General features: G+C 66.1%; 20 protein-coding genes. 12 read left to right on the top strand and 8 right to left on the bottom strand.

What is annotated here, in order from left to right; translation table 11 throughout:
• Nucleotides 1-130 precede the first annotated feature (130 nt).
• The 4 genes from ACQR03_RS12070 (at nucleotide 131) to qhpR (ending at nucleotide 4,920) form a co-directional block, all read left to right on the top strand.
• Nucleotides 131-1,531 carry an ethanolamine ammonia-lyase subunit EutB gene (locus ACQR03_RS12070; RefSeq protein WP_316172766.1) on the top strand — a complete coding sequence of 467 codons (1,401 nt, stop codon included), beginning with the start codon at nucleotides 131-133 and terminating at the stop codon, nucleotides 1,529-1,531.
• A complete protein-coding gene (eutC, locus tag ACQR03_RS12065; RefSeq protein ID WP_316172765.1) occupies nucleotides 1,528-2,310 on the top strand; it encodes an ethanolamine ammonia-lyase subunit EutC in 783 nt (260 codons plus the stop codon). Before ACQR03_RS12070 ends, eutC begins: the two co-directional genes overlap by 4 nt.
• Nucleotides 2,303-3,709, top strand: a complete 1,407-nt coding sequence (gene eat, locus ACQR03_RS12060) for an ethanolamine permease (RefSeq protein ID WP_315717307.1) — start codon at nucleotides 2,303-2,305, stop codon at nucleotides 3,707-3,709. The genes eutC and eat overlap by 8 nt, the downstream gene beginning before the upstream one ends.
• Nucleotides 3,710-3,858: 149 nt before the next feature.
• A complete protein-coding gene (qhpR, locus tag ACQR03_RS12055) occupies nucleotides 3,859-4,920 on the top strand; it encodes an AraC-like transcriptional regulator QhpR (protein ID WP_315717308.1) in 1,062 nt (353 codons plus the stop codon).
• Nucleotides 4,921-4,936: 16 nt separating this feature from the next.
• On the opposite strand, the gene ACQR03_RS12050 is transcribed toward qhpR, so the two are convergent.
• The 3 genes from ACQR03_RS12050 to ACQR03_RS12040 all read right to left on the bottom strand — a co-directional run bounded on the left by ACQR03_RS12050 (nucleotide 4,937) and on the right by ACQR03_RS12040 (nucleotide 7,691).
• Nucleotides 4,937-6,109, bottom strand: coding sequence for a M20 aminoacylase family protein (locus tag ACQR03_RS12050; RefSeq protein WP_315717310.1), 1,173 nt, complete (start codon nucleotides 6,107-6,109; stop codon nucleotides 4,937-4,939).
• Between the two features lie 78 nt (nucleotides 6,110-6,187).
• On the bottom strand, nucleotides 6,188-7,120 hold the full coding sequence (locus ACQR03_RS12045) for a glycosyltransferase family 2 protein (RefSeq protein ID WP_315717311.1): 933 nt from the start codon (nucleotides 7,118-7,120) through the stop codon (nucleotides 6,188-6,190).
• 49 nt (nucleotides 7,121-7,169) lie between these two features.
• Nucleotides 7,170-7,691 carry an NUDIX domain-containing protein gene (locus ACQR03_RS12040; protein ID WP_315717312.1) on the bottom strand — a complete coding sequence of 174 codons (522 nt, stop codon included), beginning with the start codon at nucleotides 7,689-7,691 and terminating at the stop codon, nucleotides 7,170-7,172.
• A 127-nt stretch (nucleotides 7,692-7,818) separates the two neighbouring features.
• On the opposite strand from ACQR03_RS12040, the gene ACQR03_RS12035 reads away from it, so the two are divergent.
• On the top strand, nucleotides 7,819-8,703 hold the full coding sequence (locus ACQR03_RS12035) for a metallophosphoesterase family protein (RefSeq protein ID WP_316171615.1): 885 nt from the start codon (nucleotides 7,819-7,821) through the stop codon (nucleotides 8,701-8,703).
• A gap of 15 nt (nucleotides 8,704-8,718) precedes the next feature.
• On the opposite strand, the gene ACQR03_RS12030 is transcribed toward ACQR03_RS12035, so the two are convergent.
• Nucleotides 8,719-9,267 (bottom strand): hypothetical protein, encoded by a 549-nt coding sequence (locus ACQR03_RS12030; RefSeq protein ID WP_315717314.1) that lies wholly within the window; start codon nucleotides 9,265-9,267, stop codon nucleotides 8,719-8,721.
• A gap of 232 nt (nucleotides 9,268-9,499) precedes the next feature.
• The gene (locus tag ACQR03_RS12025) at nucleotides 9,500-9,706 is read right to left on the bottom strand and encodes a DUF4170 domain-containing protein (protein WP_315717315.1); all 207 of its coding nucleotides are present in this window, start codon (nucleotides 9,704-9,706) and stop codon (nucleotides 9,500-9,502) included.
• Between the two features lie 194 nt (nucleotides 9,707-9,900).
• Between ACQR03_RS12025 and ACQR03_RS12020 the strand changes: the two genes are divergently transcribed.
• Entirely contained in the window at nucleotides 9,901-11,346 is a 1,446-nt protein-coding gene (locus tag ACQR03_RS12020) for a helix-turn-helix domain-containing protein (protein ID WP_434841234.1), read from the top strand.
• Between the two features lie 153 nt (nucleotides 11,347-11,499).
• On the opposite strand, the gene ACQR03_RS12015 is transcribed toward ACQR03_RS12020, so the two are convergent.
• The gene (locus ACQR03_RS12015) at nucleotides 11,500-12,186 is read right to left on the bottom strand and encodes an L-2-amino-thiazoline-4-carboxylic acid hydrolase (protein ID WP_434841235.1); all 687 of its coding nucleotides are present in this window, start codon (nucleotides 12,184-12,186) and stop codon (nucleotides 11,500-11,502) included.
• Nucleotides 12,187-12,338: 152 nt separating this feature from the next.
• Here ACQR03_RS12015 and ACQR03_RS12010 point away from each other — a divergent pair, with 152 nt between their 5' ends.
• The 3 genes from ACQR03_RS12010 to mdoH all read left to right on the top strand — a co-directional run bounded on the left by ACQR03_RS12010 (nucleotide 12,339) and on the right by mdoH (nucleotide 16,784).
• Nucleotides 12,339-12,965 carry a LysR family transcriptional regulator gene (locus tag ACQR03_RS12010; RefSeq protein ID WP_434841236.1) on the top strand — a complete coding sequence of 209 codons (627 nt, stop codon included), beginning with the start codon at nucleotides 12,339-12,341 and terminating at the stop codon, nucleotides 12,963-12,965.
• Between the two features lie 196 nt (nucleotides 12,966-13,161).
• Nucleotides 13,162-14,667 (top strand): glucan biosynthesis protein G, encoded by a 1,506-nt coding sequence (locus tag ACQR03_RS12005; protein ID WP_434841237.1) that lies wholly within the window; start codon nucleotides 13,162-13,164, stop codon nucleotides 14,665-14,667.
• Nucleotides 14,655-16,784 carry a glucans biosynthesis glucosyltransferase MdoH gene (mdoH, locus tag ACQR03_RS12000; RefSeq protein ID WP_434841238.1) on the top strand — a complete coding sequence of 710 codons (2,130 nt, stop codon included), beginning with the start codon at nucleotides 14,655-14,657 and terminating at the stop codon, nucleotides 16,782-16,784. Before ACQR03_RS12005 ends, mdoH begins: the two co-directional genes overlap by 13 nt.
• Nucleotides 16,785-16,802: 18 nt before the next feature.
• Here the strand turns inward: mdoH and ACQR03_RS11995 are convergent, their stop codons facing one another.
• Nucleotides 16,803-18,101, bottom strand: coding sequence for a TadE/TadG family type IV pilus assembly protein (locus tag ACQR03_RS11995; RefSeq protein ID WP_434841239.1), 1,299 nt, complete (start codon nucleotides 18,099-18,101; stop codon nucleotides 16,803-16,805).
• A 346-nt stretch (nucleotides 18,102-18,447) separates the two neighbouring features.
• On the opposite strand from ACQR03_RS11995, the gene ACQR03_RS11990 reads away from it, so the two are divergent.
• From ACQR03_RS11990 to ACQR03_RS11980, 3 genes are all read left to right on the top strand, one after another.
• Nucleotides 18,448-18,855, top strand: a complete 408-nt coding sequence (locus tag ACQR03_RS11990) for a hypothetical protein (protein WP_315717321.1) — start codon at nucleotides 18,448-18,450, stop codon at nucleotides 18,853-18,855.
• 110 nt (nucleotides 18,856-18,965) lie between these two features.
• The gene (locus ACQR03_RS11985) at nucleotides 18,966-20,141 is read left to right on the top strand and encodes a zinc-dependent alcohol dehydrogenase (RefSeq protein WP_434841240.1); all 1,176 of its coding nucleotides are present in this window, start codon (nucleotides 18,966-18,968) and stop codon (nucleotides 20,139-20,141) included.
• A gap of 13 nt (nucleotides 20,142-20,154) precedes the next feature.
• Nucleotides 20,155-20,694 (top strand): hypothetical protein, encoded by a 540-nt coding sequence (locus ACQR03_RS11980; RefSeq protein WP_315717323.1) that lies wholly within the window; start codon nucleotides 20,155-20,157, stop codon nucleotides 20,692-20,694.
• Nucleotides 20,695-20,720: 26 nt separating this feature from the next.
• On the opposite strand, the gene ACQR03_RS11975 is transcribed toward ACQR03_RS11980, so the two are convergent.
• Nucleotides 20,721-21,551: a hypothetical protein gene (locus ACQR03_RS11975; RefSeq protein ID WP_434841241.1), complete on the bottom strand. Its 831-nt coding sequence runs from the start codon at nucleotides 21,549-21,551 to the stop codon at nucleotides 20,721-20,723.
• Nucleotides 21,552-21,777 lie beyond the last annotated feature (226 nt).

Genomic DNA, 21,777 nt, shown 5'->3' with positions numbered 1-21,777 from the left:
GACCGAAGATTGTGCTAAGATGTCAAGTTTCCGGAGCCGCCCTCGCTTAACCTGCCCCAGCTCATGAGCGTTGTGGTCGCCATCGCGGCCGCTTGGACCGCTCTGACGCAGCACGAGCGGCAGGTCGAAGATGACGGGTGCGTTCCGGTCGCGCCATCGCGGCGAAACTCATGTGTTCGACGATCTCAAGACGCTGCTGGCCTGCGCCTCGCCGCGCCGCTCTGGCGATGAGCTGGCTGGCATAGCAGCCGACAGCGCCGCGCGGCGGGTGGCGGCGCGGATGGCGCTCGCCGACGTGCCGCTGCGGCGTTTCCTCGACGAGCCGCTGATTCCCTACGAGAGCGACGAGGTCACGCGCCTCATCCTCGACAGCCACGATGCCGCCGCATTCGCGCCCGTCGCGTCGCTGACCGTCGGAGAATTGCGCGAATGGCTGATGTCCTGGGAGGCGGATGCCAACCGGCTGGCCGCCCTCGCGCCGGGCCTGACGCCGGAGATGGTGGCCGCGGTCTCCAAGCTCTGCGGCAATGGCGATCTCGTCGCCGTCGCCGCCAAATGCCGGGTCGTGACCCGCTTCCGCTCCACCATCGGCCTGGAGGGGCGGCTGTCGTCGCGGCTGCAGCCGAATGATCCGACCGACGATCCCCAGGCGATCGCCGCAGGCACGCTCGATGGCTTGCTGTTCGGCATGGGCGATGCGGTGATCGGCATCAATCCCGCGACCGACAATGTCGAGGCCTGCATCCGCCTGCTCACGATGCTCGATGATCTCAGGCTCAAATTCGAGGTGCCGACGCAGTCCTGCGTGCTGAGCCACGTCACGACCTCGATCCGGGCGATCGAGAAAGGCGCGCCGCTCGATCTCGTCTTCCAGTCGATCGCCGGCACCGAGGCTGCCAATGGCGGCTTCGGCGTGACCCTGAAGCTGCTCGCCGAGGCGCAGGACGCAGCCTTGTCGCTGAAGCGCGGCACGGTCGGCAACAACGTGATGTATTTCGAGACCGGCCAGGGCGCGGCGCTGTCGGCCGACGCCCATCACGGCCTCGATCAGCAGACCGTCGAGGCCCGCGCCTATGCCGTCGCGCGCGTGTTTTCACCGCTGCTGGTCAACACCGTGGTCGGCTTCATCGGTCCCGAATATCTCTACGACGCGAAGGAGATCATCCGCGCCGGGCTGGAGGATCATTTCTGCGCCAAGCTGCTCGGCGTGCCCATGGGCTGCGATGTCTGCTACACCAACCACGCCGAGGCCGATCAGGACGACATGGACGATCTGGCGCTGCTGCTCGCGGCGGCCAACGTCAACTTCCTGATCGCCGTGCCGGGCGCCGACGACATCATGCTCAACTATCAGAGCCTGTCGCATCACGACGTGATGCGGCTGCGGCATCTGCTCGGCCGCCGTCCGGCGCCGGAGTTCGAGGCCTGGCTGGCGCGGATGGGCCTGCTCGACCAAAGCGGCCGCGTGCCGCCATTGCCGGGCAGCGCGCCTTCCGTAGTCCGGCTGATCGGCCAGGGAGCGCGGGCATGAGGGACGATCCGTTCGACCTGCTGCGCCGGATGACGCGCGCCCGCGTCGCACTCGGCCGCTCCGGCGATGGGCTTCCGACGGCCGCGAAGCTGGAATTCCAGATGGCACATGCGCTCGCGCGCGATGCCGTATGGGGCAAGGTCAATTTCGACGGCATCGCCGACGCGCTCGCGCCGCGGGAGGTGATCAAGGTCGCGAGTGCAGCACCGGACCGCGCCAGCTATCTGCGCCGGCCCGACCTCGGGCGCCGCCTCGCCGCGAAGGAAGCCGCCAGGCTGACATCCGGTCCGTACGATCTCGTCTTCATCATTGCCGACGGGCTGTCGGCGGATGCCGTCGAAAGCCATGCCGCCGCTGTCGTGATCGCCACCGAGGCGCGTCTGACGGGCCTGTCCATCGGCCCGATCGTGCTGGCTTCGCAGGCGCGCGTGGCGCTGGGTGACGATGTCGGCGCCGCGATGCGCGCACGGCTGGTGGCGGTCCTGATCGGCGAGCGTCCGGGTCTGTCGGCCGCAGACTCCCTCGGAGTGTATCTGACGCTGCACCCGGCCCCGGGCCTGCGCGACAGCGCCCGCAACTGCATTTCCAACATTCACGACCACGGGCTCTCGGCCGAGCGCGCCGCCGACAAGCTGGCCTGGCTGGTGCGCGAGGCGCTGCGGATCGGCGTCACCGGCATCGGCCTCAAGGAGGCGGCGCCGGATGCCGCGATCGAGACGACCACATCGTCATCCCAAATCACCCATCACAAGCAGACAGGAGCGACTGGACATGAGTGACGAGGCCAAACCGACCCTTTCGAAGAGCCTGACCGGACTCCATCTGTGGGGCATCGCGGTCGGGCTGGTGATCTCCGGCGAATATTTCGGCTGGAGCTATGGCTGGGACAAGGCCGGCACGCTCGGCTTCCTCGTCACCACGATCTTCATCGCGGTGATGTATACGACCTTCATCTTCTCCTTCACCGAGCTCACCACCGCGATCCCGCATGCCGGAGGTCCTTTCGCCTATTCCTACCGTGCCTTCGGCCCGCTCGGCGGCTTCGTCGCCGGCTTCGCGACGCTGATCGAGTTCGTGTTCGCTCCGCCTGCCATCGCGCTCGCCATCGGCGCCTATCTCAACGTCCAGTTTCCGGCGCTGTCGCCCAAGACCGCCGCGCTCGGCGCCTATCTGGTGTTCATGGCCCTCAACATCGCCGGCGTATCGATCGCCGCGACGTTCGAGCTGTTCGTCACGGTCCTGGCGATTGCCGAACTCCTGGTGTTCATGGGCGTCGTGTCGCCCGGTTTCTCCTTCGCCAACTTCGCCGCCAACGGCTGGGCCGGTGAGAATTCGTTCTCGCTGACGAGCATCGGCGGCATCGTCGCGGCGATCCCGTTCGCAATCTGGTTCTTCCTGGCGATCGAAGGTGCGGCCATGGCCGCGGAGGAGACCAAGAATCCGACCAAGACGATTCCGCTCGCCTACATCGCCGGGATTCTGACGCTCGTCGTGCTCGCCTTCGGCACCATGATCATGGCCGGCGGCGTCGGCGACTGGTCGAAGCTCGCCAACATCAACGATCCGCTGCCGCAGGCGATGAAGATCGTGGTCGGCGAAAACTCCGGCTGGCTGCACATGCTGGTGTGGATCGGCCTGTTCGGACTGATCGCCTCGTTCCACGGCATCATCATGGGCTACTCGCGGCAGATCTTCGCGCTGTCGCGCGCCGGCTTCCTGCCGGCCAAGCTCGCCGCGCTGCACCCGACCTGCCGCACGCCGCATTGGGCGATCTTGGCCGGCGGCGTGATCGGGATCGCCGCGATCTACTCCGACGAGCTCATCCAGTTCGCCGGGCAGACGCTGACGGCGAACATCGTCACCATGAGCGTGTTCGGCGCGCTCGTGATGTACATCATGAGCATGGCCGCGCTGTTCCGCCTGCGCGCCACCGAGCCCAACCTCATCAGGCCGTTCAAGGCGCCGCTCTATCCCGTGCTTCCGGCCGTGGCGCTGGTGTGTGCGACGCTCTCGCTGCTCACGATGATTTGGTTCAACCTGCAGGTGTTCGCGGCCTTCGTGGTGCTGTTCGCCGTCGGTCTGCTGCTCTATCGTCTGACGGCCGGCAAGCGCGGCAACGCGGCGAGTGACAACCTGCTCGACATCGCCTTGACCGAGGCCCGCGCCATGGCCGACTGATCCGCGAGGACTCGCGAGATCCAGGATCAAGGCAAGCCCTCCGCGTCCCTGCGCGGGGGGCTCTATCGATAGCCCGCTTCGGCAGGCACGTGACTTGCATAACTACGAGGTGTCAACCGACGGCGTACGTCCTCAAAGGCGAGGATTTCATGGCACAGCCTCCCGCAGCCGAACACCAGCATCCGCGCGACCGCAGCCGGAACATTCTGGCCGCTGCTGCGACCGGTGTCGCCGATTTCATCGCCCTGACGGGAGGCCGCCCCGAGGCGGTGTTCGAACGGGTGGGCATCGATGCCGAATGCCTCGGCCAGACCCGCCGCGCGCTCGACCTCGCCGACTACGTCGCGATGATGGAAGATGCCGCGCAGGAGACCGGTAACGACAATTTCGGACTGTGGTTCGGCCAGCGCTACCAGCCGCAGATGCTCGGCCTGATCGGCGAGATCGCACTCGCGGCGCCGACGCTGGGCTCTGCGATCGAGCATCTTGCGCTGTGGTTTCCCTGGCATCAGCAGGCGACCGAAACCCGTCTCACGCGCCATGACGGTTTGCTCCGGCTGGAATATCGCATTCTCGACGGCTCGATCGTCGATCGCCGGCAGGACGCCGAATTGACCATGGGCATGTTCGCGAACGTCTTCCGCGCCTGCCTGCCATCGGGCTGGGCGCCCGACATGGTGCTGTTCGAACATGCCCGGCCGGCTGCCTGGCGCGATCATGAGGCAGCCTTCGATGCCGACGTCGGCTGGTCACAAGGCACGAATGCGCTGGTGTTTCGCGACCGCGGCCTGGACCGCGCCATGCCCCAGGCCAATCTGTCTCGCCTGCAGCGGCTGACGACAGATCTTGCCGGTGTCGCCGGCTCCTGCGGCACGCCCGCGTTCCTCGATCTGGTCCGTGGCGAAATCCGGCGGCGGTTGTCGGCCGGCGCGCTTCATCTCGAGGAGGTCGCCGAGGCGCTGTCGACCACGTCGTGGACGTTGCAGCGCCGGCTTGCCGAGTTCGGCGCCACCTTCTCCGACCTCGTCGAGGTGACGCGGCTCGACCTCGCCCGCCACTATCTGCGCCAAGCGCATCTGCCGCTCGGCGACGTCGCCTTCCTGCTCGGCTATTCCGAGGCGTCCGCATTCTCCCGTGCGTTCTCGCGCTGGAGCGGCTGCAGCCCGCGGCAGTGGCGCCAACGGTCATTGCAGGCGACCGCTCGCAGCTAGCGCCACGCCGCCGGCATCAATCGGCCGGCATCGTCTTCTCGACCAGCCGCACCCAATAGGACGCGCCGTGGCCGAGAATGTTGTCGTTGAAGCGATAGGCCGGGTGGTGGCAATCCTTGCCGTCGCCCATGCCGAGGAAGACGAAGGCGCCGGGACGGGCCTGCAGCATGAAGGCGAAATCCTCGGCCCCCATCAGCGGCGGCGCATTGTCGACCACCCGCTCCGCGCCGACAACGTCGCGAGCGACGTCAGCGGCGACGCCGGTCTCGCGCGCATGGTTCATCGTGATCGGGTAGAGCCGCGTGTATTTCGTCGTCGCCTCACCGCCATAGGTGCGGGCGATGCCGTCGGCGACCTCGGCAATGCGGCGCTCCACCAGGTCCTGCACCTCGGGATCGAGCGTGCGCACGGTGCCCTTCAATTCGACGGTCTCCGGAATGACGTTCATCGCCTTGCCGGCCTCGACGACGCAGATCGAGATGACCGCCGACTTGATCGGATCGACGTTGCGCGACACGATCGACTGCAGCGCCGTGATGATGTGCGCGGCGATCAGCACGCTGTCGACCGCCTTGTGAACGCCGGCGCCGGCATGACCGCCCTTGCCGCGGACGGTGATCTCGAGCTGGTCCGATGATGCCAGCATCGGACCCGGCCGCAGCGCGAACACGCCTTCGGGCACGCCCGGCGCATTGTGCAGACCGTAGACCTCCTGGATGCCCCAGCGGGTCATCAATCCATCGTCGACCATCGCCTTGCCGCCGGCGCCGCCCTCCTCGGCGGGCTGGAAGATCACGATCGCGGTGCCGTCGAAATTGCGCGTGTCGGCGAGATGCTTGGCGGCACCCAGCAGCATCGCGGTATGGCCGTCATGGCCGCAGGCATGCATCAGGCCCGGCGTCTTCGACGCATAGGGCACGCCCGAGGCTTCCTCGATCGGCAGCGCGTCCATGTCGGCGCGCAGGCCGATGGTGCGACCTGAACTGGTCCGACGGCCGCGGATGACACCGACCACGCCGGTGCGCCCGATGCCCGTCACCACCTCGTCACAACCGAATTCGCGCAAGCGCTCGGCGACGATGCCGGCGGTGCGGTGCACCTCGTACATCAACTCCGGATGTTCATGGAAATCATGGCGCCAGGCGGCCATGTCGTCGGCGAGCGCGGCGATGCTGTTGAGGATGGGCATGGAGGCGGTGTTCTCGTTCAGGACATTGACGCCCGAACCATGACCGGAACGGCGGACGGACACAAGCTTCCGCCTGCATCAGCCCTCGATCGGGGCGTGTGACAGGTAGGCCAGCAGCTTCATCTCGCGGCGGCCGCGGGTGACGGTGTCGAGCACCAGGCCCGACGAGGCCGAAAGCAACGCCATGATCATCAGGCCCATCGACAACACGGCGGTCGGCAGCCTCGGCACCAGTCCAGTCTCGATATAGGTGACGAAGATGGGAATCGCGAAGCCGATCGAGACCAGCGCGAGGAAGATGCCGATCGCGCTGAAGAAGCGCAGCGGCTTTTCCGAACGATAGAGCTTCAGGATCGTGCCGAGGATGCGGAAGCCGTCGCGCCAGGTGTTGAGCTTGGAGACGGACCCTTCGGGCCGCGCGTAGTATGGCGTCGCGAGCTCGGCGACCGGCAGCGCCAGCTCCAGCGCATGCACGGTCAGCTCGGTCTCGATCTCGAAGCCGTCGGAGAGCACCGGGAAGGATTTGACGAAACGGCGCGAGAATACGCGGTAGCCGGACAGGATGTCCTTGAAGGCCTGGCCGAACACCTCGGCGAGGAAGCTCGTCAGCATCCAGTTGCCGGTGCGATGGCCCATGCGGTAGGCGGCCTGCTCCTGGTCGACGCGCAGACCCACCACCATGTCGAGCCGCTCGCTCACGAGACGCGCAACCATGCCGGGCGCGCTCGGCGCGTCATAGGTCGCGTCACCATCGACCAGCACGTAGATGTCAGCATCGACATCGGCGAACATGCGCCGGACGACGTGACCCTTGCCCTGCCGCCGCTCAGAGCGCACCTCGGCGCCGGCCGCGCGCGCGACCTCGATGGTGCGGTCCTTGGAATTGTTGTCATAGACGTAGACGGTGGCCGTCGGCAGCGCCTGCTTGAAATCGCGGACCACGGTGGCGACCGCGGCCTCCTCATTGTAGCAGGGCACCAGCACGGCGATCCGCATCGAAGGTGATATCATCGACCCCTCTCCCACGGGACGGGAGACTGCCCTCATTCGGTGCAGAAATTCATAATGATCCGGCGGCAACGTGCTGTTCCGGCCGCCAGGTGGGAATGATCTTAACGCCGTCTAGCACCTCGCGCAGGCGGGACAGCGTGCCGAGCGTGGTTCCCTCCGGCAGCGCGTCGCGGGCGAAGAAGCCGGTCTCCACGATCTCGAGGTTCGGCTCCGGCGGCCGGTCCTGCGTGAACCTTTTGATAACGAAGACGGCGACGTGGTCGCGCGGCGAGACGTGACCGTTGAGGAAGATGCCGTGCAGCTCTGGCTCGCCTTCCAGCGCGATCCGGCCCTCCTCGAACAGCTCCCGCGTCAGCGCCTCGATGAACGTCTCGCCGACCTCGACGCCGCCGCCCGGCAGGTGCCAACCCGAGACATAGCCGTGCCGGACCAGGAACACGCGGTTCTCGGCATCCAGAACCACGCCGCGGACGCCGAGCGTCATGCCGCGGGCGAAGCGCCAATAGAGGTGGAAGCCGCGCCGGAGCGCGGGCTCGAGCCGGATCCGCAGCCGGCTCAGATATGTCGTCATCGCTGTCGTCGTCCTGGTTGTTCTTGCGCTCGCTGGCAGGGCTTGTCATGAGAGCCGGGCACCACGAGGGATAGCACGAGATGACATCTGGGCGCGCTTGCATCCGCCATCGGCACCGAGGGGCATAATGGCTGCCTTCACGCTCGCCCATCTGTCCGACCCGCATCTCGCGCCACAGCACAAGCCGCGCCTGTCGGAGCTCGCCGGCAAGCGCGCGCTCGGCTATCTCAACTGGACGCGCAATCGCTACAAGTACCATCGCCGCGACATCCTCGATCTGCTGATCTCCGACCTGCACACGCAGATGCCGGACCAGATCGCCGTCACCGGCGATCTGGTCAATTTCGCGCTGGAATCCGAATTCCCCATCGCCCAGGCCTGGCTCCGGACGGTGGGGCCGCCGGACAGGGTCACCGCGATTCCCGGCAATCACGACGCCTATGTGCGCTCGACCCGGCTGCGCTTCGCCGAGAGCTTTGCCGACTATTTCGGCGGCGATGCCGAGGGACCGGCCACGTTTCCGTCGCTGCGCCGACGCGGGCCGCTCGCGCTGATCAGCCTGTCCTCTGCCGTGCCTTCGGCGCCGTTCATGGCGACGGGACGGCTCGGCAGCGCACAGCTCGCTGCGCTGGAGCAGATGCTCGAATCGCTGGCGCACGAGCAGCTGTTCCGCGTGCTGCTGGTGCATCATCCGCTGCGCTCGACCCACCGGATGAAGCGGCTGACCGACGCGAAGAAGCTGATCGCGCTGCTCGCGCGCCACGGCGTCGAGCTGATCCTGCACGGCCACGACCACGTGCATTCGACGCTCTGGATCGACGGCCCGGAGCGCAAGATCCCGGTCGTCGGCGTGCCCTCGGCCTCCTCGATCGCGCATGGCCACTATCCGGCCGCGGCCTACAACATGTTTGCCATCAGCAGCGACGGCAATCACTGGCGCTGCGACATGACCGTGCGCGCGGTCAACGAGGCGCTGCGCGTGCGCGAGATCCGCGAGGTCCGCCTGCTTTGAGTCGCGGCCAGGCCGTCAGATCTGCTGCAGGCTCGCATAGAATGCGACCCCGAACAGCGACAGCGCGCCGAGCACGAAGCCGAGCACGAACGGCCAGATCCCACCGCGCCGGCGCGGCGCCTCGGCGATCGTCCTCGCCTGAGCCCGCGCGACGCTGAAGGCGCGCTCGCGCTCGACCATGCGGCGGGCGACGTAGTCGGTGACGGCTTTCACGATCGCAGCGATGTCGTGCGACTCGGCGAGCACGATGCGGCCGTTGCGGGTGTCCTGCACAAAGCGGTACTGCCGCTTGTCGCGTCCCATCACGACATGGGCGACGACGTCGATCCACAGCCGCGGCGTCTCACCCTGGCTGATGCCGCGATCGAACAGATCGAGCTGACTCGGGATCTCCGCGAACAGCGGGTCGAGCGCATCGTTGAGGATCTCCAGCCGAGCCACCTCGGCGTCGCGCAGGTCGACCACCACGCCTGTTCGGTCTGCGGCCTCGATCCGGGCCTGGCGCAGCGCTTCGCGCAGGCGCACGGGGCGAGAGTCTGTGCTGCTATCGGCGGCCTCGGACATCGCTCACGCTTTCACGGTTCGGCCCTGGTTTCGCCAGGTTCCCACCGTGTTAACCTAGCAGTAACCCAGTATTCTGCAATCCCCTTTCATCTTCAATGGGTTATAAGCACGCCGTCGTAACCACAAACGGACGTGGGCGGCCCCCTCCGGAATGACCCGGCTGAGACCGCCCCGTCCTTGGGCTCTTCCTCGAGCTTATTCAAATACCCGGCAATGCATTCCTTATCGGCGGTCAGGCCGCCGGAGCGCGCTGCGGCTCCTCGACGATCGAGAAGCGGACGCCAGCCTTGTGGCGGTTCTCCTCGGACACCTCGCGCCAGCAGTCCTCGGCTTCCTTGCGCGACTTGAACGGACCCTTCACCTGGGCCGAGCCTTCCACCAGCTTGTGGAAATTCATCGAGCCGAACTCGCCGCCGATCACCCAGAAATTGCTGCTCATGAGACTCTCCTTGAACCGTCACAACTTTGACAGTGCATTGCGAATTGCGTGACAGGAGATAAACGCGAATCCGGCTGTTTCGTATAGAGCCCTTGTTTTCGAATGGTGATGTCATGTAACATCATCACTTGTCATAAATGTCATTTTGTAAAATTTGTCACAATCCAGGGCTGGCTACCCCCAAGGAGATCAAGATGCCCGGCGAATCCGGAAAGAAGCTGTTCGTCGGCCCGCGCTTCCGGCGCATCCGCCAGCAATTGGGGCTGTCGCAGACCCAGCTCGCCGAGGGCCTCGGCATCTCGCCGAGCTATGTCAACCTGATCGAGCGCAACCAGCGCCCGGTCTCTGCCCAGATCCTGCTGCGGCTGGCCGAAACCTACGACCTCGACCTGCGCGACCTCGCCAGCGCCGACGAGGACCGCTTCTTCGCCGAGCTCAACGAGATCTTCTCCGATCCGCTTTTCCGCCAGATCGAGCTGCCCAAGCAGGAGCTGCGCGATCTCGCCGAGCTCTGCCCCGGCGTCACCCACGCGCTGCAGCGGCTGTACGCGGCCTACACCGAGGCGCGCCGCGGCGAGACGCTGGTGGCGGCGCAGATGGCCGACCGCAACGAGGGCGCCCGTTTCGAGGCCAACCCGATCGAGCGGGTGCGCGACCTGATCGAAGCCAACCGCAACTATTTCGCCGAGCTCGAGCAGCAGGCCGAAAGCCTGCGCGACGCGCTCGACGTGCCGGCCGAAGGGCTCTATGCGGCGCTCGCCGCCCGTCTGCGCGAAAAGCATTCGGTGCAGACGCGGGTCATGCCGGTCGACGTCATGCGCGAGACCTTGCGCCGTTACGACCGCCATCGCCGCCAGCTCCTGATCTCCGAACTGGTCGACGGGCCCGGACGCACCTTCCAGCTCGCCGTGCAGCTCGGCATGGCCGAATGCCTGCCGCAGTTCGAGCTCATCATCGGCCGCGCCGGTGCTATCGACGACACCGCGCGCCGGCTCTACCGCATGACGCTCGCGAGCTACTTCGCCGCCGCCGTGATGATGCCCTACGCCCCGTTCCTCGCCGCGGCCGAAGCGCTCAACTACGACATCAACGTGCTGGCGCAGCGATTCAGCACCGGCTTCGAACAGGTCTGCCACCGCCTCACGACCCTGTCGCGCCCGAACGCCCGCGGCATCCCGTTCTTCATGCTGCGCGTCGACAATGCCGGCAACGTCTCCAAGCGCTTCTCGTCGGGCACCTTCCCGTTCTCCAAGTTCGGCGGCACCTGCCCGCTGTGGAACGTGCATTCGACCTTCGACACGCCGGACCGCCTCCTGAAGCAGATCATCGAGCTGCCCGACGGTTCGCGCTATTTCTCGATCGCCCAGATGGTCCGCCGCCCGGTCGCGCCGCATCCGCTGCCACAGCCACGCTTCGCGATCGGGCTCGGCTGCGAGATCAGGCATGCGTCGCGCCTCGTCTACGCCGTCGGCATGGATCTGGAGAAAGCCGAGGGTACTCCGATCGGCGTCAACTGCCGGCTCTGCGAACGCGAAAACTGCGCCCAGCGCGCCGAGCCGCCGATCACGCGCACGCTGATCCTGGATGAGACGACGCGGCGCGTCAGCTCGTTCGCGTTCAGCAATGCAAGGGAGCTTTGAGACCACGGCTCTCTCCTCCGTCATTCCGGGGCGCGCAGAGAGCAGCGCCCGATGCAGGCAGCGCCGCATGCGCACCTTTGCCCACCCTACGAACTGCAATCGCTAAGAGAGCTTTCGTTGGAAGGACCTCGCGTTGCCAAAGAATGAACCGACCTAATCCGAGGCCAGCCGCGAGAAGCGGAAGTTGCAGTGGCTTGCGCCACCGGCCAGCGTCTGCGTCCGCTCGAGCCGGACGCCGCGCGTCGCATAGGCGTCGACGTCCAGCCCGCAGATGTTCGGCAGGATGTCCTTGTCACCATGACGAGCGGCGAATTTGCAGAAGCCGCAAGCCTTGTAGTCGATGCCGAATTCGAAGGTGTCATTCGGGCCGGGCTCGACGACATCGTAGACGAAGTCGTCAGGAAATTCGCGCCGATGGCTTTCCGACGTACTCAACGCCGCCTGTTGACGCAAGAAGCTCCGGTTCTCGGGCGACATGAATCGACGGCCCGCTTCGAGACGCTGCGCTTCGGGCTCCGTGAGCAGCTGCGCCTTGTGGACCTCTCGTTCGATGTCGCCGATCACGGCGGATGGCAAGCCGTGTCGCCGGAGCACACGGCTCATGGCCATGAAGCCGATGAGCTGCATGAAAAACGCGGTCATGCGGCTTGCGGCGCCTCCGACATATGGAAGCTGGTGGAGCACGACGTCGAACTCCTTCATGACGTCGGCCCTGATTGCATCGATGTCAGACAGCTCAGCCCGCTTGCTCAGGAAGGGCCCGGCAAGGTCGAGGCGCTGGCGCATGGCGTCCTGCATGGCGCCGATGTGCGTCTGGTAGAACAGATGGATATCGGACATCGAACCTCCTTCATTGCCGGGCTGTCCGGCCAGCACGTTGAGCAAGCAACCCTACCCGCGACCATCCGCGCGCCTCAAAGCAGAGTTTCTGCGGCTCAGCGAAAGAAAAACTATTGCAGGCCTTCGGGCCTGCCGTGCCAGAGTGCCTGACGATGACCTACAGCCTCCCTCCCCTGAACGCGCTCCGCGCCTTCGAAGCTGCGGCCCGACATCTCAGCTTCAAGCTGGCTGCGCATGAGCTGCATGTGACGCCCGCCGCTATCGGGCAGCACGTGAAGGCCCTCGAACTGCGCGTCGGGGTGCGTCTGTTCGAGCGGCTGCACAAGCAACTCGTCCTGACGGCGGAGGGACAGTCCTATCTGGTCGGGATCTCCGACGGCTTTCGCCGCATCGCAGATGCGACCTCGCAGCTCAAACCCCGATGCGCGGTGCTGCTGCAACTGGGCGTCCACGACGGCTTCGATTTGCGTCGCCTCGCGCTGGAGCATTTCCGCGGCACACATCCCGACATCGGATTGCGGGTCTTGCAGCCGGCCGGCTTGCAAGAGTTGGTCGAAGGGAAGGTCGACGTGTTGATCGGCCGTGGCCTTAGCAACCATCCCGGCTATCGCTGCGACAGGATCGAAGGGAGCAGCGGCTTGGGAGACTGGCTCATCGCACCTGAAGGGACGGCGGAGTGTCCGGAAGTGACGGGCTTGCGCGTATGGTTGCGTTCCAGATCGGCTGACGCCTTGCCGACCGACCGTCGACCAGGTCGGATCGGACTCGTCCGACGTTGAAGCCTCCCCCGCCCCCTCGCATTTGCCAATATGGAGCCATGCGAGCAACGACCGGTTAGCGGCGTCATGATCGTCGTTCATGTGCCGTTCGGACACGACGATCGATTGTGCGGGCTGAAATGTCGGCGCTTCCCGATGGAACCCGACGCCTTCAGAAATGTTGCTCCGCAGTTCCATGCAGCAAAGCGAGAATAAGTTGAATCGCCGTCAGTTCATTCAATCTGCGGCTGCGATCCCGGTCGCCGCATCCTTGACGCGGAGCGCATCAGCCGCGCCGCCTGCGGCGCAGCCGTTCAATGCGGCCTATGTGCGCGACCTCGCGCGCAATCTCGCCGCCAAGCCCTACGCTGCGCCGGATGACAAGCTGCCGGACGCGCTGGCGAAGCTGAACTACGACGCCTACCGCTCGATTCGGTTCTTGCCGGACCATGCGCTGTGGCGCAGTGAGAACCTGCCGTTCCAGGCGCAGTTCTTCCATCGCGGCTCGATCTACAAGGACCGGGTCGAGATCTATGAGGTTGCGGACGGCAAAGCCAGCCCCGTGGCCTACCGACCCGAGGACTTTGCATTCGGTCAGCAAGTCCCGGCCTTCCCGGCGGCCGATCTCGGCTTTGCCGGCTTCCGCGTCCACGCGCCGATGAACCGGCCGGACTACTACGACGAGGTCTGCGTGTTTCTCGGCGCGAGCTATTTTCGCGCCGTCGCCAAGGGCGAGATTTACGGACTGTCGGCGCGCGGGCTCTCGATCGACACCGGCGAGGCCAAGGGCGAGGAGTTTCCCGTCTTCAAGGCGTTCTGGCTGGAGAAGCCGACGCCGGGTGCCACGGCGATGGTGGTGCATGCGCTGCTCGACAGCAAGAGCGCGACGGGCTCCTACCGGTTCACGATCCGCCCTGGCGAGACCACCGTATTCGACGTCGAGGCATCGCTGTATCCGCGCGTCGAGATCGCTCACGCCGGACTGGCGCCGATGACCAGCATGTTCTTCTTCGGACCCAACGACCGCAACGACGTCGACGATTTCCGCCCCGCCGTGCACGATTCCGACGGGCTTGCGATGTTCAACGGCAAGGGCGAGCAGTTGTGGCGCCCCCTCAGCAATCCGCGCGACCTGCAGGTCAGCGTGTTCAACGACCTCAATCCGCGCGGCTTCGGCCTGATGCAGCGGGAACGGACATACACCGCCTATCAGGATCTCGAATCGCATTTCGAACGGCGGCCGAGCCTGTGGATCGAGCCGATCGGCGACTGGGGTGACGGCGCCGTGGTGCTGTTTGAGATTCCCACCAACCAGGAAATCCACGACAACATCGCCGCCTTCTGGCGGCCGAAGACGCCGCTCGCGGCCAAGGGCGAGCACAACATGACCTATCGCCTGCATTGGGGGCCCGACGTGCCGAAGCCGAATACGCTGGCGCGCTTCACGCGCACTGGCGTGGCCACCCGCGGCGAAGGCCGGCTGTTCGTTCTCGAGCTCCAAGGCGACGCCTTGAAGAGCCTCGATCCGAACATCATCAAGGGCGTGGTCAGCGCGGCGAAATCCGAGGTGACGAACATCGTCGCGCAGCCGAACCCGGAGACGCAAGGTTGGCGGCTCAGCTTCCAATGCGCGGTCGGCGATGCGCCGGTCGAGCTCAGGGCCGAACTGGTTGCCAACGACAAGCCCGTATCCGAAACCTGGGTCTATCGATGGACGCCATGACCGCAACGCAGCCGCGTCCGACCTATGAGGCTAGCGACGCGAGCTTTCTCCCGGCCGAGGCGCCGCTCGCGATGGCGCCGTCGCCACTCAATCATGCCGCGCCCGGCCGACGTGCCATCACGAGCGGCGGCCGCATCGCGTTCCGGCGCGCTCTCATCTTCGCCGGCACCGCGGCTCTGACGCTGGCGGGCTGCTACAAGATGTACGAGGTCGTCGAGGTCGGTGGCGTGACCGTGCTGGAAGGCATGGTACTCGTGCTGTTCTCGATCCTGCTCGCGTGGATCGCCTTTGCCTTCGTTTGCGCGCTGGCCGGCTTCTGCGCCCTGCTGGGGCGGCGGCGCGATACGATCGCGATCGACATCGACGGTCCCCTGCCCTCTTTGTCCGGCCGCACGGCCATGCTGCTGCCGACCTACAATGAGGATCCGGACGCGGTGATGGTGCGGCTGCGCGCCATGATCGAATCGGTCGCCGGGACGGGACAGGCCGAGCGCTTCGACTGGTTTCTGCTCAGCGACACCACCGATCCCGACATCTGGATCGGCGAAGAGGCTGCGTTCGTCGATCTGCGCCAATCCTGCGGCACAGATCGGGTGTTCTACCGCCACCGGGCCGACAATGTCGCCCGCAAGTCCGGCAACATCGCCGACTGGGTGCAGCGCTTCGGCGCGGCCTACGACCATATGATCATTCTCGATGCCGACAGCCTGATGAGCGGCGCGACCGTGGTCCGGCTGGCCCATGCCATGGAGAACGCGCCGCAGGCGGCGCTGATCCAGACCCTGCCCGTGATCGTCAACGGCACCAGCCTGTTCGCGCGGCTGCAGCAGTTCGCGAGCCGGCTGTACGGCCCGATGATCGCGGCCGGCAATGCGTGGTGGTATGGCGCGGAAGGTAATTACTGGGGCCACAATGCGATCATCCGGGTCGCGGCCTTCGCGCAAGACGCGGCGCTGCCCGAGCTCCCCGGGCGCAAGCCGTTCGGCGGACATATCCTGAGCCACGATTTCATCGAGGCCGCCCTGATGCGCCGCGCCGGCTGGGGAATCTACATGACGGTCGATCTCGACGGCAGCTTCGAGGAGGTGCCGCCGTCCCTGATCGATCATGCCGCGCGCGACCGGCGCTGGTGCCAGGGCAATCTGCAGCATCTCGCCGTGCTGCCGGCGCGCGGCCTGCACTGGGTGTCGCGGCTGCATCTGCTGATCGGCATCGGCGCCTATGTCACCGCGCCGTTGTGGTTTGCCTTTCTCGTGCTCGGCATCCTCATCTCGCTGCAGGCCAACTTCGTCAGGCCCGAATATTTCCCCAAGGGCTTTGCGCTGTTTCCGACCTGGCCGGCCCAGGACCCGGTGCTCGCCGCCCAGGTCTTCGCGGCGACGCTCGGCCTGCTCATGGTGCCGAAGCTGCTCGCCTGCCTCGTCACGTTGTTCACGCCGACGCGACGCCGAGGCTTTGGCGGCGGGTTGCGCCTCTGCGTCGCCGTGCTGGCGGAAACGCTGCTCGCGGCCCTGATCGCGCCTTCGATGATGATCTTCCAGTCGATCGCCGTGATCGAAATCCTGATGGGGCGTGACGCCGGCTGGCAGGTGCAGCGCCGCAGCGACGGCGGTGTGAGCCGGCAGGAGATCCTTCGCAAATTCGCGCTGCCGACGGTATGCGGCCTGGTCATGGCGGCGAGCGCCTATGCCGTCTCCGTCCCCCTGCTGGCCTGGATGTCGCCGGTCATCGCCGGCCTCGTGCTGTCGATTCCGATCGGTCTGCTCACGGGCGGCCGCAGCACCGGCGCGCGCCTGTTCACGACGCCCGAGGATCGCGCTCAGCCGCCGGTGCTGTTCCGCGCCAAGCAGCTCGCGGAGAATCTGCGGCCGGATCGCCGGGCGGCGCTGGTCGAACTGCGCCAGAACGCCGGTCTCTGCCGCCAGCACGTTGCGTCCCTGCCGCCGCCTCGGCGTCGCGAGCCGGGCGACATCGACGTCGACCTCGCCACGGCCAAAGCGCGGATCGCGGGGGCCGGCTCGTTCACGCAGGCGATCCGCTTCCTGTCGCGCCGTGAGATCCTGGCCGTGCTCAGGGATGGCGCGACGCTGGAGCAGCTCGTCGCACTTCCCGCATGAGGGCCTGGACGACCTGCCCTATTTGGTCAGATGCGCCGATGCGATCGCCTGCTGGAACAGCGCGGTAAGCGCTGCGCCGATGCTGCCACTCGAATCGACCTCGTAGTAGTAGCCCGGGCTGGCGCACGATTTCATGATGCCGCTGATCGAATCCCGCCATGGCGCGATATAGGTCGTGTACCAGCTGTTGTTGGTGATCGCGAGATAGGTGGTGTAGAGCACGGCGATCTTGATGCCACGAGCCTTCAACGCATCGCAGGTCGTCGTGTTCAGCGGCTCCTGACAGCGGCCGCCCGAGAGAACTGTCTTGCTGCAGGTGGTCGGATAGGAATAGTCGGCGACGCCGTCGGAGACGAAGAACAGCCATTTCTGCGGGCTGGTCGACGAGCCATCGCCCTGGGTCGGGATGACGCCGTTCATCGCGGACATCGCGCCGTCGAAATCGCTGCACATGTCGTTGTTGTAGCCGCTGTAGGGGATCGTCATCAGGTCGAGCGAACCGACCGACGATTTCACCGAGGACATGCTCGAGGACAGGCTGGCGATGGTCGTGAGGCCGAGCGAGCCGCAGTCGCTGCCCAGGCTGTAGACCGCCATGCGGTACTGGTTGCTGACGACCTGGCTGGCGGTCGCCGTGTCCGTGAGCGACTGCGTCGCGCTCCGGACGACGTCGATGCGCATCGTCACGCCCTTCTTCTTGGCGATGGAATAATAGCTGTTGGTCTGCAGCGTCTTCTTCGAGCTGGACGTATAGGTGTCGTGGCAGGCGAAGGCGCACTTGTCGGACGTCGCATTCTGCAGCGTCGTCATGTCGGCCGTGGTCGCGCCGAGACCCTGCGACGGCGAGTTGTCGAGCAGAACGTAAAAGTCCATGTAGGTCGGGAACGAGGCCGAAGCCGACGACGAGGCCGAGACCGTCATGGTCGGGTAGCCGAACATGTGCATGAAGGCCGTCTTGACCACCACCGTGGCGCTGCCGGTCACGGTCCGCGCGCTGACGCTATCGCTGATATCGATGTTCAGCGAGTCCGCCGCCAGATTGTGCGCCGACATCTGGCCGTTGAACATGTTGGTCGCCGCCGTCTTGGCGTCCGACGCGGCGCCGCGCATGGCGGTGTAGCCGGTCGCGGCCAGCATCGCGGCGTCCATCGAAGCCGACAGCTTCGCCTTGGCGCGCACGGCCATCGAATAGTCGATCGCCGAGCCGACGAAGGCGAGGATCGGGAGCAAAGCAAGCGCGAAGATGATCGCGATGTTGCCGCTCTGGTCGCGACGGAACCGCGACAGCAGCCTGAGGTATCTATTTCCGGCCAGCACGGCCACACTCCAACGAACACGGTGATGTTGCCGGGAATGTTGCGGATCAAGCGTTGCATTGGAATTGATGGAATTGCCGAGAATTGGTTACGTTGCGTTTCCGATTGTCGTAAGCGGCCTTCCTGCGGTGCCGTTGCACCACTCGGAGCGACATGACCGCCATGCGGACGCTTTTTTTGCCGTCCCCGGCATCGAATGCCGGACGGATCTCATCGGCCCGCCGCCCCTGATCGGCGCGGCACCCCTCCTCTGGTACCCCGATTGCAAAGCGGCGGCACCGATTGCATAGTCCGCGCGGTTTGCAGCGCCGGGGCGCGCTGATTCTCTGGGGGAGTTGGGGACGACGATGGCGGATGCCGATCTTGATGCCGTGATCCGGCAACTGGCCAAGCAGCAGAACAAGGCCATTCTGGCAGCGGCGAAGAAGCGCAAGGACCGCTTCAACGGCATGGCCGTCAAGGCCAAGGACAAGGACGCCAAGGAGCGCTTCAAGCTGCTCGCCCGCGAGGCGGTCGAGCAGGCCAATGCCGCCGCCCGACGGCTCCTGATCTCCGCCGACAACGTCGCCGACAGCTACGCCCGCGCGATGCGCCAGGCCGCCGCCGCGGAGCTGCCCAGGAAGCCGGAGACCAAGCAGCCGGAGAAGAAGGCCGACGGTGCGGCGGCCAAGCCGCAAGGCGGCAAACAGGCTGGCAAGGCTGCCAGGAGGGATCCTGCGAGGCCCGCGCCGAAGAAGGCCGCCCGGAAGGCCTGAGCCGGCCATCGAGCGCGGGACGCCGCGCCACTCCGGAAAATTCCGCGCTCGATAGCAACCATCGCCGCGCCCTTCGACTTGCCTCCGCAACATTCTGTCCGGAGGACCGTATGAAGGCGCTGGTTTGGCATGGCAAAGAGGACATTCGCTGCGACACCGTCAGCGATCCCGAGATCGAGCATGACAGGGATGCCATCATCAAGGTGACGAGCTGCGCGATCTGCGGCTCCGACCTGCATCTGTTCCACAACTACATCCCGGCGATGATGCCCGGCGATATCATGGGCCACGAGACCATGGGCGAGGTCGTCGAGGTCGGTTCCGGCGTCAACGGCAAGCTCAAGAAGGGCGACCGCATCGTCGTGCCCTTCACCATCATCTGCGGCGAATGCGAGCAGTGCCGGCGCGGCAATTTCTCGGTTTGTGAGACCACCAACCGCAACAAACATCTTGCCGAGAAGGTGTTCGGACACACCACCGCGGGCCTGTTCGGCTACACGCATCTCACCGGCGGCTATCCGGGAGGCCAGGCCGAATACCTGCGCGTGCCGTTCGCCGACGCCACGCACATCAAGGTTCCCGACGCCATGACGGACGAGCAGGCGCTGTTTCTCAGCGACATCTTCCCGACCGGATGGCAGGCGGCCGCGCAATGCGACATCGAGCCGGACGATACGGTCGCTGTGTGGGGCTGCGGCCCGGTGGGACAGATGGCGATCCGCAGCGCCATCCTGCTCGGCGCCTCCCAGGTGATTGCGATCGACCGCATTCCGGAGCGGCTGGCGATGGCCGAGGCCGGCGGCGCCATCCCCATCAATTTCGACAAGGAGAGCGTGGTCGGGCGGCTGAACGAGCTGACCGACAACAAGGGCCCTGAGAAGTGCATCGATTGCGTCGGCTTCGAGAGCCACGTCACCCTTGCGCAGCCCGACAGCGTGATTGATCGCGCCAAGCAGATGTTCATGCTCGAGAACGACCGGCCGCACGTGCTGCGCGAGATCATCTATGTCTGCCGTCCCGGCGGCATCGTCTCGATCCCCGGCGTCTACAGCGGGCTGTCCGACATGGTGCCAATGGGCGCGCTGATGAACAAGGGCCTGACGATCCGCACCGGCCAGACCCACGTCAACCGCTGGACGGACGACCTCGTGCAGCGCATCGAGGACGGCCAGATCGACCCGTCCTTCGTCATCACCCACACCGTGCCGCTCGCGCAGGGACCTGAGATGTACCGCGCCTTCCGCGACAAGCAGGACAGCTGCGTCAAGGTCGTGCTGAAGCCATAAGGGATCGCATCGCATGTTTCATTTCTCGAATCTCGTGAGATCGAAGGGCGACCCCAAGATCATCTCGACCGGCCCCAGCTCGCTGACGCCGGCCGATCGTCTGGCCCGCGGGCTCGGCTGGTTCAGCATCGTGCTCGGCACGCTGGAGCTGCTGGCGCCGCACCGCGTCACGCATGCGCTCGGCATGGAGGGCCGCGAGGGACTGGTGCGGGCCTATGGCGTGCGCGAGCTGTTCGCCGGCGTGCTCACGCTGTCGGTGGAGAAGCGGGCCGGCCTGCTGAGCCGCGTCGCCGGCGACGGGCTGGACATGCTGACGCTGGCCGGTGAGCTCAGGCCGAGCAATCCGCGCGCGGGCAGCGTGCTGGCGGCGCTGGTCATGGTCGGAGGCATCACGGCGCTGGACTACATGTGCGCCCAGGACGTCAAGAGGCAGCACGATCCGCGACGCGGCCGCAAGCGCCTCTATAGCGACCGCAGCGGCTTTCCCAGGGGCATCGCGGCCGTGAAGGGCGCGGCGCTGCCGCGGCCGTCGCGCAGCACCGCCGCGACCTAGCCGGCCTGTGACAAAGCGTCCTGAAGCTACGGCTTCAGGACGACAGAGAACAGGCGAAAGCCCGCGACCTTCGGAAACGCCTCCGCGGCCTCCGGCGAGACCAGGGCCACCACGGCCGCGCTCACCTCGCCATTGTTCAACCGGGTGATCGCGGTGGCCTGCCCTTCCAGCAGCAGCACCTCCGTCGCACCGGCCGCATTCATGGCCGCGGTGATCTTCGCGTTGGACTTGGCGTAGCGCTCGTCGATCGCGATCACCTTGCCGCTGAGATCACCCAATCCGCGCACGGTGGGACGCGCCAGCAGCACCGCGACGAGATGACTGTCGGCGGGCCCCTCTGGGACACGCAGCGCGGTCATCCGCTCGGCCAGCTCGGCCGCCACCGTCACCGCAGCCACCATGACGTCGCTCTGGACCTTGGCCGGATTCGGCATATCCGTCGTGACGGAGGGGGTCTTGATCACCGGCGCGGGCGCGCCGTCAGCCGGCGCGACCGGATCGGGCCGCGGCGTTCGCGCCGGTGCCGCGAGCGGCTTTTCGATCGGTTTGTCAATCGCCTTTTCAATCGGCTTTTCAATCGTCTTGGCGGTGACGATTGGCGACTTGACCCGGCGCTTTACGGCGCGGGCGTGCTTGCGCTGCAGAGTCGCGCGGCGCGCGACCGCGGCTGCAGGCTTATGGATCGTGTCGGCAGGCTCCAATGATTGCGGCGACTGGTCGGCGACCGGACCGTCCACGCAGGGCCTTCCGCTCAGATCGACGCAAGACGAGGCCACCTGCGGCGTCACCTGGTGGCTGCAGCCGGCCAGGGCCAAGGTTGAAACGACGGCCAACGCGCCGAGACAAAGCGCTCTCACTTTTCCGCTCCTGACGACTCTCCCGCGCACGAGACGCGCCTCTGCTCCGGCCTGCTATTTCAACGGCCATCCGTTAAACTCAGGCTTAAGCGCCGGTCCCGGCACGCGGACTCAGTGCGGCGTGGTTAATGTCGCGCGCACAAGGCGGCGACATTGGCCGGCCTCGACCGCGAGACCCCGGCATTCCCTCAGCGGATATCAAGTAGGCTTCACGCCGCCGCGGGGG

Origin of the sequence: Bradyrhizobium sp. HKCCYLS3070 (assembly GCF_051167575.1) — a bacterium.
In the GTDB taxonomy this organism is placed as follows: domain Bacteria; phylum Pseudomonadota; class Alphaproteobacteria; order Rhizobiales; family Xanthobacteraceae; genus Bradyrhizobium.
The sequence above is the reverse complement of the archived record's forward strand: the minus strand, read 5'-3'. Positions and strand labels throughout refer to the sequence as shown.

What these genes read in the sequence shown, in the direction of transcription:
- ACQR03_RS12070 (WP_316172766.1), top strand. Translation starts at nt 131, where the DNA reads ATGACGGGTGCGTTCCGGTCGCGCCATCGCGGCGAAACTCATGTGTTC.
- eutC (WP_316172765.1), top strand. Translation starts at nt 1,528, where the DNA reads ATGAGGGACGATCCGTTCGACCTGCTGCGCCGGATGACGCGCGCCCGC.
- eat (WP_315717307.1), top strand. Translation starts at nt 2,303, where the DNA reads ATGAGTGACGAGGCCAAACCGACCCTTTCGAAGAGCCTGACCGGACTC.
- qhpR (WP_315717308.1), top strand. Translation starts at nt 3,859, where the DNA reads ATGGCACAGCCTCCCGCAGCCGAACACCAGCATCCGCGCGACCGCAGC.
- ACQR03_RS12050 (WP_315717310.1), bottom strand. Translation starts at nt 6,109, where the DNA reads ATGCCCATCCTCAACAGCATCGCCGCGCTCGCCGACGACATGGCCGCC.
- ACQR03_RS12045 (WP_315717311.1), bottom strand. Translation starts at nt 7,120, where the DNA reads ATGATATCACCTTCGATGCGGATCGCCGTGCTGGTGCCCTGCTACAAT.
- ACQR03_RS12040 (WP_315717312.1), bottom strand. Translation starts at nt 7,691, where the DNA reads ATGACGACATATCTGAGCCGGCTGCGGATCCGGCTCGAGCCCGCGCTC.
- ACQR03_RS12035 (WP_316171615.1), top strand. Translation starts at nt 7,819, where the DNA reads ATGGCTGCCTTCACGCTCGCCCATCTGTCCGACCCGCATCTCGCGCCA.
- ACQR03_RS12030 (WP_315717314.1), bottom strand. Translation starts at nt 9,267, where the DNA reads ATGTCCGAGGCCGCCGATAGCAGCACAGACTCTCGCCCCGTGCGCCTG.
- ACQR03_RS12025 (WP_315717315.1), bottom strand. Translation starts at nt 9,706, where the DNA reads ATGAGCAGCAATTTCTGGGTGATCGGCGGCGAGTTCGGCTCGATGAAT.
- ACQR03_RS12020 (WP_434841234.1), top strand. Translation starts at nt 9,901, where the DNA reads ATGCCCGGCGAATCCGGAAAGAAGCTGTTCGTCGGCCCGCGCTTCCGG.
- ACQR03_RS12015 (WP_434841235.1), bottom strand. Translation starts at nt 12,186, where the DNA reads ATGTCCGATATCCATCTGTTCTACCAGACGCACATCGGCGCCATGCAG.
- ACQR03_RS12010 (WP_434841236.1), top strand. Translation starts at nt 12,339, where the DNA reads ATGACCTACAGCCTCCCTCCCCTGAACGCGCTCCGCGCCTTCGAAGCT.
- mdoH (WP_434841238.1), top strand. Translation starts at nt 14,655, where the DNA reads ATGGACGCCATGACCGCAACGCAGCCGCGTCCGACCTATGAGGCTAGC.
- ACQR03_RS11990 (WP_315717321.1), top strand. Translation starts at nt 18,448, where the DNA reads ATGGCGGATGCCGATCTTGATGCCGTGATCCGGCAACTGGCCAAGCAG.
- ACQR03_RS11985 (WP_434841240.1), top strand. Translation starts at nt 18,966, where the DNA reads ATGAAGGCGCTGGTTTGGCATGGCAAAGAGGACATTCGCTGCGACACC.
- ACQR03_RS11980 (WP_315717323.1), top strand. Translation starts at nt 20,155, where the DNA reads ATGTTTCATTTCTCGAATCTCGTGAGATCGAAGGGCGACCCCAAGATC.